This window comes from Marinicella sediminis (assembly GCF_002000055.1).
GTDB lineage: Bacteria > Pseudomonadota > Gammaproteobacteria > Xanthomonadales > Marinicellaceae > Marinicella > Marinicella sediminis.
The window spans coordinates 167,073-180,333 of sequence record NZ_MVBD01000006.1; the positions used below are offsets into that span (position 1 = coordinate 167,073).

At 47.8% G+C, this 13,261-nt stretch carries 15 protein-coding genes; 5 read left to right on the forward strand and 10 right to left on the reverse strand.

Features of this window, described 5'->3' with window-relative positions; translation table 11 throughout:
• Positions 1-77: 77 nt before the first annotated feature.
• On the forward strand, positions 78-248 hold the full coding sequence (locus B0475_RS10100) for a rubredoxin (RefSeq protein ID WP_077411823.1): 171 nt from the start codon (positions 78-80) through the stop codon (positions 246-248).
• Positions 249-253: 5 nt separating this feature from the next.
• Here B0475_RS10100 and B0475_RS10105 read toward each other — a convergent pair whose 3' ends face one another.
• Positions 254-640 carry a MerC domain-containing protein gene (locus B0475_RS10105; protein ID WP_157892850.1) on the reverse strand — a complete coding sequence of 129 codons (387 nt, stop codon included), beginning with the start codon at positions 638-640 and terminating at the stop codon, positions 254-256.
• A gap of 153 nt (positions 641-793) precedes the next feature.
• On the opposite strand from B0475_RS10105, the gene ubiG reads away from it, so the two are divergent.
• Positions 794-1,498: a bifunctional 2-polyprenyl-6-hydroxyphenol methylase/3-demethylubiquinol 3-O-methyltransferase UbiG gene (gene ubiG / locus B0475_RS10110; RefSeq protein ID WP_077411824.1), complete on the forward strand. Its 705-nt coding sequence runs from the start codon at positions 794-796 to the stop codon at positions 1,496-1,498.
• A complete protein-coding gene (locus B0475_RS10115; protein ID WP_077411705.1) occupies positions 1,491-2,171 on the forward strand; it encodes an HAD family hydrolase in 681 nt (226 codons plus the stop codon). The genes ubiG and B0475_RS10115 overlap by 8 nt, the downstream gene beginning before the upstream one ends.
• 817 nt (positions 2,172-2,988) lie before the next feature.
• On the opposite strand, the gene B0475_RS10120 is transcribed toward B0475_RS10115, so the two are convergent.
• Positions 2,989-3,195 (reverse strand): hypothetical protein, encoded by a 207-nt coding sequence (locus tag B0475_RS10120; RefSeq protein ID WP_077411706.1) that lies wholly within the window; start codon positions 3,193-3,195, stop codon positions 2,989-2,991.
• Positions 3,196-3,768: 573 nt separating this feature from the next.
• Positions 3,769-4,044, reverse strand: coding sequence for a hypothetical protein (locus B0475_RS10125; RefSeq protein ID WP_077411708.1), 276 nt, complete (start codon positions 4,042-4,044; stop codon positions 3,769-3,771).
• A 212-nt stretch (positions 4,045-4,256) separates the two neighbouring features.
• Here B0475_RS10125 and B0475_RS10130 point away from each other — a divergent pair, with 212 nt between their 5' ends.
• Positions 4,257-5,405: a GGDEF domain-containing protein gene (locus B0475_RS10130; RefSeq protein WP_077411710.1), complete on the forward strand. Its 1,149-nt coding sequence runs from the start codon at positions 4,257-4,259 to the stop codon at positions 5,403-5,405.
• A gap of 757 nt (positions 5,406-6,162) precedes the next feature.
• Here B0475_RS10130 and B0475_RS10135 read toward each other — a convergent pair.
• Both B0475_RS10135 and B0475_RS10140 read right to left on the reverse strand, forming a co-directional pair.
• On the reverse strand, positions 6,163-6,570 hold the full coding sequence (locus B0475_RS10135) for a hypothetical protein (RefSeq protein WP_077411711.1): 408 nt from the start codon (positions 6,568-6,570) through the stop codon (positions 6,163-6,165).
• Positions 6,571-6,887: 317 nt separating this feature from the next.
• The gene (locus tag B0475_RS10140) at positions 6,888-7,949 is read right to left on the reverse strand and encodes a helix-turn-helix domain-containing protein (RefSeq protein ID WP_077411713.1); all 1,062 of its coding nucleotides are present in this window, start codon (positions 7,947-7,949) and stop codon (positions 6,888-6,890) included.
• A gap of 161 nt (positions 7,950-8,110) precedes the next feature.
• Between B0475_RS10140 and B0475_RS10145 the strand changes: the two genes are divergently transcribed.
• Positions 8,111-8,944: a DUF2306 domain-containing protein gene (locus tag B0475_RS10145; protein ID WP_077411715.1), complete on the forward strand. Its 834-nt coding sequence runs from the start codon at positions 8,111-8,113 to the stop codon at positions 8,942-8,944.
• Positions 8,945-9,345: 401 nt separating this feature from the next.
• Here B0475_RS10145 and B0475_RS10150 read toward each other — a convergent pair whose 3' ends face one another.
• The 5 genes from B0475_RS10150 to B0475_RS10170 all read right to left on the reverse strand — a co-directional run bounded on the left by B0475_RS10150 (position 9,346) and on the right by B0475_RS10170 (position 13,259).
• Positions 9,346-10,176 carry a class I SAM-dependent methyltransferase gene (locus B0475_RS10150; protein ID WP_077411717.1) on the reverse strand — a complete coding sequence of 277 codons (831 nt, stop codon included), beginning with the start codon at positions 10,174-10,176 and terminating at the stop codon, positions 9,346-9,348.
• Positions 10,177-10,596: 420 nt separating this feature from the next.
• Positions 10,597-10,761, reverse strand: coding sequence for a hypothetical protein (locus tag B0475_RS17655; RefSeq protein ID WP_157892851.1), 165 nt, complete (start codon positions 10,759-10,761; stop codon positions 10,597-10,599).
• A 216-nt stretch (positions 10,762-10,977) separates the two neighbouring features.
• On the reverse strand, positions 10,978-11,550 hold the full coding sequence (locus B0475_RS10155) for an ankyrin repeat domain-containing protein (protein WP_077411719.1): 573 nt from the start codon (positions 11,548-11,550) through the stop codon (positions 10,978-10,980).
• Between the two features lie 586 nt (positions 11,551-12,136).
• A complete protein-coding gene (locus B0475_RS10165) occupies positions 12,137-12,439 on the reverse strand; it encodes a hypothetical protein (RefSeq protein WP_077411722.1) in 303 nt (100 codons plus the stop codon).
• 508 nt (positions 12,440-12,947) lie between these two features.
• Positions 12,948-13,259 (reverse strand): cupin, encoded by a 312-nt coding sequence (locus B0475_RS10170; RefSeq protein ID WP_077411724.1) that lies wholly within the window; start codon positions 13,257-13,259, stop codon positions 12,948-12,950.
• Positions 13,260-13,261 lie beyond the last annotated feature (2 nt).

Consider the following 13,261-nt stretch of genomic DNA (forward strand, 5'->3'; position numbering starts at 1 on the left):
TCACTCACTTGTGTGTTGATTTTTCTTACTCTGACCGTATATTGTGTGCATCCTTAACCAAGCAAAACCTGTTCCACATGGAAACTGAATACAAAAAATACATCTGTGTTGTCTGTGGCCTCATTTATGACGAAGCCGATGGCTGGCCTGATGACGGCATCGAACCCGGTACCCGCTGGGAAGACGTTCCTGAAACCTGGATGTGCCCTGATTGCGGCGTCACCAAGGAAGATTTCGAAGAACTCTGATCCGTTCAAGCGCCGGTTTTTTCTTCTGCCACCACGCACTGCATCAATTGATAATTGCGCCAGTGCGCCATCACCATCAGTGATCCACCCAGCACGAACAAGGCCGATTCGGTCAGGATACTGACCCGGTCTTCCAGCAAAGTGGCCACCAGCAAACTCAAAAAACCCAGCACAAACAAAGCGATCACACCTTTGTCGTGGTGCTGTTTCCAGCCACGGGTAAACGACCACAATGCGATACAACCGATCACGGTCAGCCATACCCAACCATGTCCCAGGTGGGCCCAGCCAGGCACCACCGCTGAGACACTCAGCAGAATGGGCAGCAAGGCACATTGTATGGCACACAAGCCAGACAGCAACATACCCAGTTTATCAGCAACAGATTTCATGCGAGGGGGTTGTGGAATCTCAAAAATGATGATGATACCAGATATGGGTTTAATCTGGGCAGTCACAAGACCCGTGAACCATTCTTTTTGTGTCAGACTTCACACCGCTGACTTTAGGTGGTGATACAATACCGTTTTTGCGGTGAAATCCCGATGAATGCCAACCATTATCCCAACGAAATTGATCAGTTTGATTCACAGGGCGCCTTTTGGTGGGACACCGATGGCCCATTCAAAACCCTGCATCACATCAACCCGGTCAGATTGAATTACATTCAGGCGTTCACTGCTCTGTCCGAAAAACATGTGCTGGATGTCGGTTGCGGTGGCGGCATCTTGTCCGAAGCGCTGGCCCGGGCTGGTGGCCATGTGACGGGACTGGACTTGTCCAAAACGTCACTACAGACTGCCAAAATGCACCTGTTTGAATCAGAATTAGAAATCAATTATCAACAACAATCCATCGAAGAACACGCCGCGGTCAATGGTGAACAATATGACGTGGTCTGCTGTCTTGAAATGCTGGAACATGTACCTGATCCACTCAGCGTCATCCGTGCCTGCCTGCAAGCACTGAAACCAGGCGGCTGGTTATTTTTATCAACCCTCAACCGCCATCCAAAAGCCATGTTGCTGGGGATTTTTGCCGCCGAACACCTGTTGCAACTGGTCCCCAAAGGCACCCACCATTTCGAGCAATTCATTAAGCCCTCCGAGTTGGTGAGGATGTTGGATGCACATGCAGTCACCGTTAAAGACCTTTGTGGTATGCGTTACAACCCCATGACACAAAGTGCAAGCCTGGACCGCCTGGATCTGGACATCAACTATCTGCTGGCGGCTCAGAAGCATGGCTGAAAAAGCCTTTGATGCCATTTTGTTTGATTTGGATGGTACCCTGATGGACACCGCCGTGGATATGATTCACGCCCTGGCCAGGCTCGCCGATAACCACCGGATCGATCATCAGCTGAACATTGCCGAGTACCGGCAATACATTTCCAAAGGTGCCGTGGCACTGGTGAAATCAGTGTTTAATGATCCATCAGCTGAGCGACTCGAACAACTGCGCCTGGAATACCTGGAAATATATCAACAACAACTGAACACCCACAGTCATTTATTCAATGGCGTGGCTGAGCTGTTGAGCCATCTGGATCAGACCGACACCCCTTGGGGCATCGTCACCAATAAACCCTCCTGGCTGGCCAGGCCCATCGTCGCCAACACCACCCAACTTGCCCGTTCACAAGTGCTGATTTGTGCCGATGAAGTGGGGGTGGCCAAACCCGACCCCAAACCATTGCTCACGGCTGCCGGACACATGGCACTGAACCACAGCAGCACCCTCTACCTGGGTGATGCCCGTTCAGACATCGATGCTGCCCACGCCGCCGGCATGCAATCCGGCATTGCCTTGTGGGGCTATCTGGCCCCGGATGACGAACCGGATGATTGGTTGGCCCATCACCGGTTTGAAACGCCCCTGGAATTACTCAAACACCAGAGTCCTGATAACACCAATTCATGACCGCTGGTTCACGGTGTTTCTGACGTGCTGTTATTGATGGTTGTGTAGGGCTTGGCATATCCTATACCATGACCTTCCGGAAATGTTCCACAGGCCAGGTTAACACCAATTATCTCAAACACTTCATTCAATACAGGGTCCCCATTGGTTGCCTCAGATTGAGGTCTTTACTCAAGAAAACATAGGACAGGACGTCTTCATCAAAAGACATCTCAAAGGCTGGACCTAACCGTTCATTTGAATTCATAACTGCGGCATAAATTAACACTCTATCACCTCATTTGAGGTGGGTGCGGGCCAACATAATTGGTAACGAGTCAACCGATTTAAGTGGAGAAATAAACAAATCAGACTGGAGTGATTCCGGGGGACCTGTGTTGGAGGTTTTAATAGACACATTCTACTTGCTGAGGATGTTTTCATGACCTGCGAAGATGGGTTCAAAAGTCACGCTTTCTAATTATGACTTCAGTTCAGAACCCACATAATACCGGCTGAGTTCAACGGCCGGTCCCTGCAAGTGCTGGGCGGTCACTCCATATAGCTACTTATCATGTAACTTCACAAAGCCATTCCAGCCGTAGATTGTTCACTGAATATTAAAGGTTGGTACATATCAAATGGCTTGGGGTATGGCCTCTTAAGAGGCTTCAGAATTAGCTTCTTCGGAAACACACATCTGAAGTGCACATCCACAGACACAACAACAGAATTCCTGATCGATTCTTCATGGCCACGTTTCCTTACTGATCATTTACGGAGGATTCAACATAACACAGCAACTGGTGTTTTCCCGCCGGGTGTTATTGAACAGCTTTCACTGGCTGAACGGTTTCAGCCGGAACATTTCCTCATGTATTTCTACGGCTTTTTGCACCACTTCAGCCGGGCTTTTCTGCCAGCTTTCCGGGTTGGCACACAAGCCAGCAATGATGCGGATCATCGCGTCTTCGCCCAGGCCAATGCCTTTTTTTTGAATGCCACCGATGTTTTGCGGATACACAGGGTTATTTGGGTGTTGCATGGGGTCTCCTCAACAATTTGACTGATGAATATTTTACTGATTCGACAAACAATCCCATGTGAAGCCTCTCAGAAAATCAATCCACCACAAATATGCTGATTTAACTCATTGAATATCAAAACCTTTTACCGGTAGTATGAAATCGGTAAGAAAGCTCAATGGCCTGATAAGTACTTTTATGAGCAATCAAGCTGTGCTGTGATTGTCTGTTCAAGACAGACCAGAGGCGGCAGCCTTTTTTTCGCCTGGCAAAAGCACTGCCGACTGTTCCATTGCCGGGCAATGAAGAGGAAGTAAACCGTGAGTAATAGCAAAACCTTAGATGTGAAAGTCAGCGATCAGGATTGGCAAAGAATGGCCAAACATGCGGGCATCCCGACTGAATAGTTAAAAGCCAAAGTGATGGACGCTTTGTCCTCACCTGAAGCTTTTCTGGCCAAAGCCACACCCACCAGTCCGGTGATCACTGGCCTGACCAATGGTTGAAAGCAGACAAGCCAGGAAAAACCAAACGGTCCGGCTCATTGAGTAAAGCCATTAATCATCAAAAATAACACCCAACAAGTCGGCCACTCAGCCAAACAAAGACGACAGAAAATCCAGTATCCCGCCAACCACTTCCATCACCCCATCAAATAAGGCCTCAAAAAAGCCCAACACCATGTCCAATGGGCCTTCACTCACTATCACACTGGTTACCCCAAGACCCAGTACACTGGAGGCCATCATCGAACCGGCGACCACATTAAAACCGGCAAAACTGACATAAATCAGCGCACCAATGAGCATAAAAGCTGAAATGGCTGAAATGATTCTTAACGGTAATGGTTTGGCTTTTCTGTTGCTCATTTTGATAGCTCCTGTCAGGTCTCTTGTTATTTGGCAGCCAACTCCGTACCACTGCCAACCTGAATTGTAGATGACTGCTGGTCTGACTGTCAAAACTCAAAATCATACATATTTACACATACTTATTGCCAAGCCTTCATTGTCTGCTTTGATGGCATCCAGGGCATTAATATGGTATAAAAATTATCAATGACGCTCAACCAATCCATGCCATGACTTTATCTGACATTGACCTGATCAATATCAGCCAGTTTCTCATCAGCTTGATGATGACAGTGGTTTTTTTGCTGGCCTGGAAGATCATGGAAAAAAAGACCTATGTGTTGATGTGGGCATTGTTCTATGTGTTTGCCGCCGTCAACGGTGTGCTCAATGCCATCAACGACGTCTTTCCCGACCGCAACCTTTATTGGGTGGTGGTCAATGCGGTGTCACTGCTCACTCAACTACTGGCATTGGCCGGCTTCAGGATGCGCGCCGGCAGAATGCCACTGACCCACCTGATACTGGGGTATTTTGCACTGGTCCTTAGCTTGGTGGTGGTGTTCACTTACCTGTATCCTCACATGGGACTGCGTATGGTTTTCATCCCGGCTTCGGGTGCACTGGTGGTGGTGGCCATTGCCCGGGAAATCTGGCGCACTGATCAAGCCCTGCGCACCGCTGAAATCAGCGCCATCGTGTTGTTCATGCTGTACGCCCTCGTCCAGGCCACCAGTGGTACCCTGGCGTTGTTACAAGGCGCCGAACGTGATGCTTATTTTCTCAACCTATATTCTCAGGTTAACTTCCTGTTCATGCCGGCTTTTTTTGCCGGACTTGGCTTGTTCACCTTACTGATTTTGGTTGATGACCTGGCCAGCAAACTCAAGCGGCAGGCCATCACTGACTACCTGACTGGTTTACTTAACAGACGTGGCTTCAAACAACAGGCCGACGCACTGATCAGGCAACAACACAAATCAAGTGACCGACTTGCGGTCATCGTGGCTGACATCGACCACTTTAAAAACATCAATGACCAATACGGCCATCAGATTGGTGACGAAGTCTTACAATACGTGTCGCGGGGCATGCGTCAGTTACTGTCCCCGCCGGCTGTCATGGGCCGAACCGGAGGCGAAGAGTTTGCGGTGGTGATACAAGCCAAAGACATCAGGGCAGCTGAACTTTTCGCTGAACACCTGAGGCATCAACTGTCTGAACAAAGCCGCAACACCAACCCTGATTTGCACATCACTGGCAGTTTTGGCGTAGCGATGATCAATGACAGCCTGGAACAGGCCCTGATTCAAGCAGACCATGCCATGTATCAAGCCAAAAGTGCCGGCCGCAACCGGGTGGTGGTGACCCACACCTGAATGATCACAGCCGGACCATCGCAACCTGTTCTGCGGACAGCTTATCATCGGCTGTTCCGCCGACTTGATCAGGCAAAACAGGTTGTGCACAGACATCGGTTTGGCCGCAGACCAGAAAGTCTTCTGTGAGTGTCGTCACTCGTTCATAGAGACAAGGCGGTTTAACACAATCAGCAAGCCTTGGTGTAGTATTCGCGGAACCGTGGCCTCTTCTGCATGATCACCTGGACGGGATAAATAGAGAAAATTACCTGGCGCAATTGCTGTCCTGCTAACCTGACATACCTGCATCCATACAGGCAAGCGACCGGAAAGATCATAGGAGAGCTGATGATCAGCTCGACCCGCCGACTTGGTTAGGCAGATCATGCAGATATGGCGGTTTGACGAAGTCAAGAAGCCATAATGGAATGATCGATAAGCCGTGAGCGATAGCGAATCAGAGCGTCGAACGCTTGATCACACGACATGATCGCCGAGGCCTCGGTCTCTGTTCCAGACGAGACCCTAACTCCTCCATCCGTAGAGTCGGCTTTCACTTTTGTCAGGAACAATAGTGAATGAAGTCCCAAGGTCATTCCTATACGACTGCTGGTTTTTGCAGCGCGAAAAAAAACATGCCTTAATGACGACTGTGTGAATGCAGTTGTTAGAGCCGAGTCTGGACCGGAGTCTGGATCGGAGGCCGGTAACCCAGGATCATTGCAAAGATGTGTTCATTTATTGGCTCAGAATAGCGTGGAATTAAACCTGGTATTTACTTGTTCGGCTTGCCCCATATTGAAATGACAAACGGGAACACCGCAAACAGCAGCAATGAAACCAGATAAGCTGCACCTGCTAATGAGTATCTGGATGTCACATATGTAACGATGGACATTTCCCGCAGCGCCAACACCAGTGAAAATTCAACCATCAACAAACAACCCAGGGCCATTACGCCCACCCACAGCAGTTGAGCCGGCTTCAGTCCATCACCCGCCAGGCCGACAATGTAACGAGCAACCACAAAACTCGCCAAAACCATCAGCGGGAATTCAAGCAATTCCGCCTGATCATCACCCAGTTGCGGCGCCACATAAAGCACCCTGATGGTGCCCAGCACAAAGCCAATTGTGAATACGATGGCAAAGTATAAAGCTGAATATTTGAGGATCTTTTTCATAAGCAGAATTAAATAAACCTGTTAAGGTATCCTGGCTGAGTGCATTTCATTCTAAATCATTGATTTGTGACATTGAAGCAATTAATGGCTGCTCTGTAACGCTTCACTGTTGAATGTTTGAAAAGGATAACCTGATGCTGACCGATGGTTATTGGGTGTTATTCATGAAGACTGAGCCATGCTTCTATGATCTGCCTAACCAAGTTTGCAGACAGAATTGATCATCTGCTCTCCCCGGCGCGTTGTCTTCAGTCAACGTTGTCGCAGGCCGCTGTTGCCAAATATCAGCACACATAAAGTTGGCTTGATTCAGCCGTTTAGCCAACCGGCTGTTGCTGGCGAAATTCCCGCGGTGTCATTCCGGTAAATTCTTTGAAAGCACGGTTAAAAGGACCCAATGAATTAAAACCACAATCATAAGCAACTGTAGAGATGGTGAGGTGCCGGGTTTCAGGGTTCTGAAAAATGTGCTTTGCCCGATCTATGCGATGACTGTTCAAAAAATGATTGAAATTTCGAAACTGCAGGTGGTTGGTTATACAACGGGTGATTTTGTATTCCTGCTCACCAAGCTGGTCGGCAAAATCAGCCACTTTCAGATTGACTGTGGTCAATAAATCATCATTCCCGATGGCCTTCTGGATGCGCCGGACAAGGCCTTCAACTGTATCCTTATCGGTCTCATGGGACAAGGCTTGTTGCAGTGGGTTTCTGAACCTGTACCAGACCACAACCCGACTGCCTGCCACGGTCAAGATGGCACAAGTGGTCAGCAGGGCTGATTTCCAGGTGGCCGCCACAGAACCGTCACCAGCACCTGATAACCATAGGATGGCAATACCAACCACCAGGCTGAACCCAGCGACAAACATCACCCTGAAGTGGCGCTCTGCGGAACAACGCAACCTGTGATAGCCCTGCAACACTTCCTTATAAATAAACACGATGGCCGTCACACAAATCATGGAAGCGGCATTACCAAACACCCGCCCAGCTTCTCCGGCAATGCCGGCAGGCCCCACAGGAATCATCAATGCCGCCAAGGCTTCAAACACAATAGCCACAGGGACCACAGCGAACATCCGCGGCCGCCAGTCCTTACGTCGGCGAAACAGCATACGACTGAGCAGCCAGAACCAGGCACAACCACCCGATCCGGCCACCACCAACACATAATAACTGAATCCGGAAGACATGTTGGTCATCCTGATCGCGGATGAACACAGGATGGACAAGGCAAAACTCCACCACACCAGGATCATTGGTTCAATCCGTTTTAAACGACCCAATAAATTGGCAGCGTACACCAACAAGGTTGGTGCTTTGTTATCCGGTGCCGGTTGAGTGGTGATGCGTCGCAATAGTTGATCGGTCCACATGATTTATTCCCATACACTTAGTTAAGGTCACTAAAACTGGTCGATTTCCAAAATGACTAGACAGGTGTCATCAAATCCCAATACTGAGCTGAAAGGTCCTCAAGACCAGACAACCGAATGACCATGATAACACAACACCTGCACAACACTGAGGAACAAGCATGACAATACAACAGACTTTAACTGCCGGTAGGCGCTCCCCTGTTTTTGCCACAAAAGTACTGAATGGTTCAGCCAAACTGTGGTTTTCAATCATTCTGGCCGGGCAGGCCATGTTCGCATTTTACATCGTTGCTTTTTATTATGCTGCCACCGCTGCCAATGAAATTGAACGATTCAACCAGGTAATGCCTGCTGGTTTTATCGCCGGTGAATTTTGGGGCAACATCGCCGTCATTGGCCACGTGCTGTTTGCCGCCATCATCACGGTCGGTGGCTTACTACAATTGATACCAGCCATGCGCAACAAATTTCCGGCCGTGCATCGCTGGAATGGCAGGCTGTATGTGGTCATTGCCATTGTCATGAGTCTGAGTGGCGCATTCATGATCATCACCCGGCATGACAATATCATCGGCGACTGGTTTGGGCATCTGACCCTGTTGATCAATGGCGCACTCATTTTGATCTGTGCCACCATGGCCTTTAAATGGGCCCGGCAGCGGCAGTTTAGCCGACACCGGGTATGGGCACTGCGGCTGTTTGTTGCGGTCAGTGGGGTTTGGTTGTTTCGGGTTGGATTGATGGCCTGGCTGACCGTGCATGGCAAACCGGTTGGGTTTGATCCCGTCAGTTTCACTGGTCCCTTTTTGAAGGTACTTTACACCCTGGTATACATCATGCCGTTGTTGTTCCTTGAGGTTTATCTGCGGGCTCAGTCCAGTCAGTCTGTGCGTCAAAAGCTGATCACTGCCACAGGGGTTTTTCTGCTCAACATCATACTCGCCGTTGGGGTTTTTGCCGCCATCATGGGCATGTGGCTGCCCAGGATATGAGCAACCACTGTAGAGCGCAGCTGATCAATTGAACTGACTGACCGGTTCTGATCTACAGGTCTTGAACAACAACCCTCCTGGTTGCTGTAAAGAAAACCAGATGATGTATTTGCAACCAGCAGGATGGAGCAATCCATCCTGCTGGTTATGCCGGTTTTACTGATTCATCCCTCACCTATCAAGACATTCATCTGTGTTTCAGGCATTTGAAGATGAGATGAAATCACAGTGACATTTTGAATCAACACAGTAACTTTCGCTGTGGATGCAAAAAGACATAATGATACGAAGAGTTATACCACTTTATTCATAAACTACCATATAAGATCTGCTCAATGGTTCCTGGCAAAGTGATCGTATAGCGGACTCTTTGTCCAAAAACAGGTGCTTGTTCTGTTGTTTTATGTTTTGTGGATAATCATCTCAACCGGAGCAATCAAACCACTGGCTATATTATCAACCATATTCTTGATTTTTGGGGCTGTGCTTGCTTGCATCAGAATATGAAGACCCAATGGGGGTGGACCCCCATTTTCCTTGGTTTTTGCGCGTAACTGTTTAAAGAACTCCATTGAAAAATCACGGCGATTGTTCTCTCTGAAGATTTCAAATCCGGCATCGCTAATGGCTTGTTTGTATTGAGCGGGTGTAGACAATTTACTGGTAGCACCTTCAGTCGCCCATGGAACGGGGTAAGTCAATTCACCATCAATTTGTCGCATAATGTCATAAACGCCGAAGGTTGTCCCGGGTTTTAGCACCCGAAAAATTTCGGCAAAAAGCGACGCTTTGTCTTCAATATTCATGCCCACGTGGAGCATATAACCTGCGTCGAATGAACCATCCTGAAAAGGCATCGTCAATGCACTGCCTTGTTCAAGCGTTACATATTTATCAAGACCTAACCAACCACACAGTACTTTTCCGGTCTCAATATACTCAGGTGACAGGTCGATTCCGGTGACCTGGTTTTTATATTGAGATGCCAGATATCTGGCCGCACCACCTAAACCACAACCCACATCCAATACGGAGTCTTGTTCAGAAAAATGAAGCTGATCAAACAAATGATCTGTTGCCAGGCGTCCTCCGATATGGAACTCATCGACTGGCGCAAGATCTGCAATGGTCACATCCCCAATTGTTTTACCGAGAACCGGGAGTGCTGCTTCTATGGCCTCAAGCAAACCGCCATGTAAATAGTGGTCTGATACAGATTTATCATACGACATAAAATTAACCTCCTGGTTTCTGATTCTGAACAAAACAGCTGCGTGTTTTCGGTTTTTTAGCGCTCCGTGTATGGATGCCTTCTCACAGAATACCAGACCCCAATACGCGTACGTTGTTTCTCATTGTAAGTCATTGATTTCTTTAAATGAAAAAAAGCCATGCTCATCAGGTGTCTGTTACGGACAAAAGATCGATCGCAAGGTGGGCAGGCCCTTAAGACTGCTTTGAATGCAGTTGTGGTGATTTGACGCAGTCAATATGCCTCATCATAATGATTGATCAGCCATTTGCTTATCAAAGAAAAAAACCTGACTAACCACCAGGATAACGACTGTATGGATAAAAGAAGTAAGCGCCGAGACTGGATCGGAGGCCGGTGCCCAAGATCACTCCTGGTGACATCTTCCTGGATCCTGTGTTCAAGACATGGCGAGGTTGACCATTTTGGCAGACACAATGAACATCACCCCAACCAAAATACCGATCAACGTGGCTTTGATCACGGCTCGTTTTTTGGAGGTTTTATCATGGTCTTTATTTGCTTTTTGTTCCTGGGTTTCAGTGCTTTCGTTTGTCATATTCATGGTTTTTGATGTTGTTTGTGTTGTTTGTGGTCTCAATTCTGTGATGGCAAAAACGTCAGCACCTACACCTGACCTGGTTGCTTGTGCAATTCACTCTGATTCATGTATAACATAACGCTTGAACTGCTGAGAAAAACATCTGGCGATCAGGGTTTTTTCGCGGGAAACATGTGGTTTGTCCAATTGATTTCATCCGGTGATGTCTTCTTGATACCATCAGCTTATTTTATACTGTTCGGGATCTCCCATCCACATGCGCAAAGAATTCCCGCGCGCGTCTGCTGTTTCAGGATCAGCCCCCAAACCGAGCAATGTGCGGACCGCTTGTTCCCGGTAAAACATGGCCGCGATGATCAGTGCCGTGCAACCTCCTGAGTCCCTGGCATCAATATCAGCTCCATTGTCTGCCAATGTCACGATGTTATCAGTCTTTTCAAAGTAAGCAGCCTCCATCAATGGCGTTTTACCATCATGGTCTTTGCTGTTGATGTCCGCACCATTTCTTATCAACAGACTCAAAATGTCCTGACCACATTCACCTGCCGCATCAAAAATCGCTGTGGTACCATCTTGCGGATCAACTTCGTTGATGTCAGCACCATATGCCAGCAACAGCTTGACACACGCTGTGTCACCAACTAACAGGGTTCGCCTGAGCGCTGACCAGCCATTTGCTTCGGGAATGTTGGATGGCTTTAACCCCGCCTTTAACAGGCGCTTAAGTTCCTCGTAATCGCATTTTTCCGAAGCAATCAGCAACTCGATCTGGGTGTTTTTGGCTTTCGTCATGAGTCCGTTTTTCTGGCTAACACTGGTTTTGCCGTACCAGACATGGCTGCAAAACGGCAACAACGGCTGGCGCTTTGTACGCCTGGTCAGCAGGCCTTGTCAGCATATCACAGCCGCGGAATCGGTCAATTGATTGTATTCAATGACCAGGTCATTCCCGCTACTGAATGTGAATTGTACTTTAATCGAATCATTTTCTTTCGTGTAATTGATACCAAGCAGTGAAGCCCCAACGTAATCAGCATGTTCCGAACACCGCACAGAGACCAGGCAACTTTCGAAGGAATGATTATCTGCTTGCTGAGGTTCCTGGCCTTGCCTCCAGATAACTGAATCACCCTCAAAACAGAGCGAATACCAAATCGCATTAAACTTCATGTTGGTGACATTTGCGGATTCAATAACCACAAAGCTTTCCTGATATTGCGTAAACACCAGGTCTTCGCAAACCTTATTCAGGATATCCGGTTCTGTTCCATTGATTTGGATCTGTTTCATCATTTTTCCTCATGTCTGCAAAACTCCTGTTCACAGGCTGCGGTGAAGGCACGAAGGGCCCAGGTCATGGAAACCCTGGCCATGCGATTTAACCTCCAGGCAACTCATCCCTGGCATGGATTAACAGACTGGCAATTTTTGTATTGTGTTCTTTTCCCGCACTCCTGCTCAACCCCATATTGACACTGGCTATGGTTGTCAGGTGTTTTAACATTTTATATGTGTCACAGCCTTCAAGCAGCAGCTTGACTGTTGATGGAACATAGCCAGCATACTCGTCATCCCATTCAGCTTGTTCATTGTAAACACCAATGGGGTCCCAGTCTTTCCACAGTATGCTGGCAACCCTTGTAGAGAGTTCTTGCTCCACTTTGTTCAGTTTTTTATTCATGATCAGTGGCGCCTAGCGATAAATATAAACGGTTTGTTGACCCGTTCGCTTGATTGACTGGTTAGCTTTATTTCCAAAATTCATGTGCTTCTGTTATTTTTTCTTTGATCAATGCCGGAGCCCGTTCATTGATGACTTTCTTGTATTCCGGGTCATGTTGCCCCAGTGCCAGATCATTCAATGAATGAGACTTCTATGGCATTTTATAAATCAGGATCAGCCTTTTTCAGGCTTTCTTCAATAAACCTAAATGCCTATTCAAATTCCATTTCCAACCTTTTGATAACTCTACTTCCACCCAACGCCTGAAGGCCCCTATTTCACAGTGAAGCATACCACGCTCATATTCATTAATCTCTGAGCAGGCGTCTGGAAATTGGGTTTTCAGCTGTATGAGGAAATCGTTCCGGTCCTTAATTTAATCTGCCAGCTTTGCCGAAAAATTACTGTTGCGCAATGCAAACACCGAAGTGAAGTTTTGTAAAAGATGTCTTACCTGACATGCTTGTTATACGCTGCCTTGTGTTTCAACCACCAAAATTCGAGAAGCGACTTTGGGGTGAGCTACATGTTCAGTACCTACAGATGCGAAGAATATATCGCCAACCTCCAGTATTGTTGATTGTTCTGAGCCATGTTCCCGATAGAACATTTCAACAACGCCGTCCAATACAACAAACACCTCTTCGCCCGTATTTATATGCCACTTATAAGGCTTGTCCGTCCAATGAAGCCGGGTGGTGATGCCATTCATATTCGCTATATCCAGCGCTTCCCATGGCTTCTGGGCGACAAACTCCTTTGCTCTGATGATTTTCATTT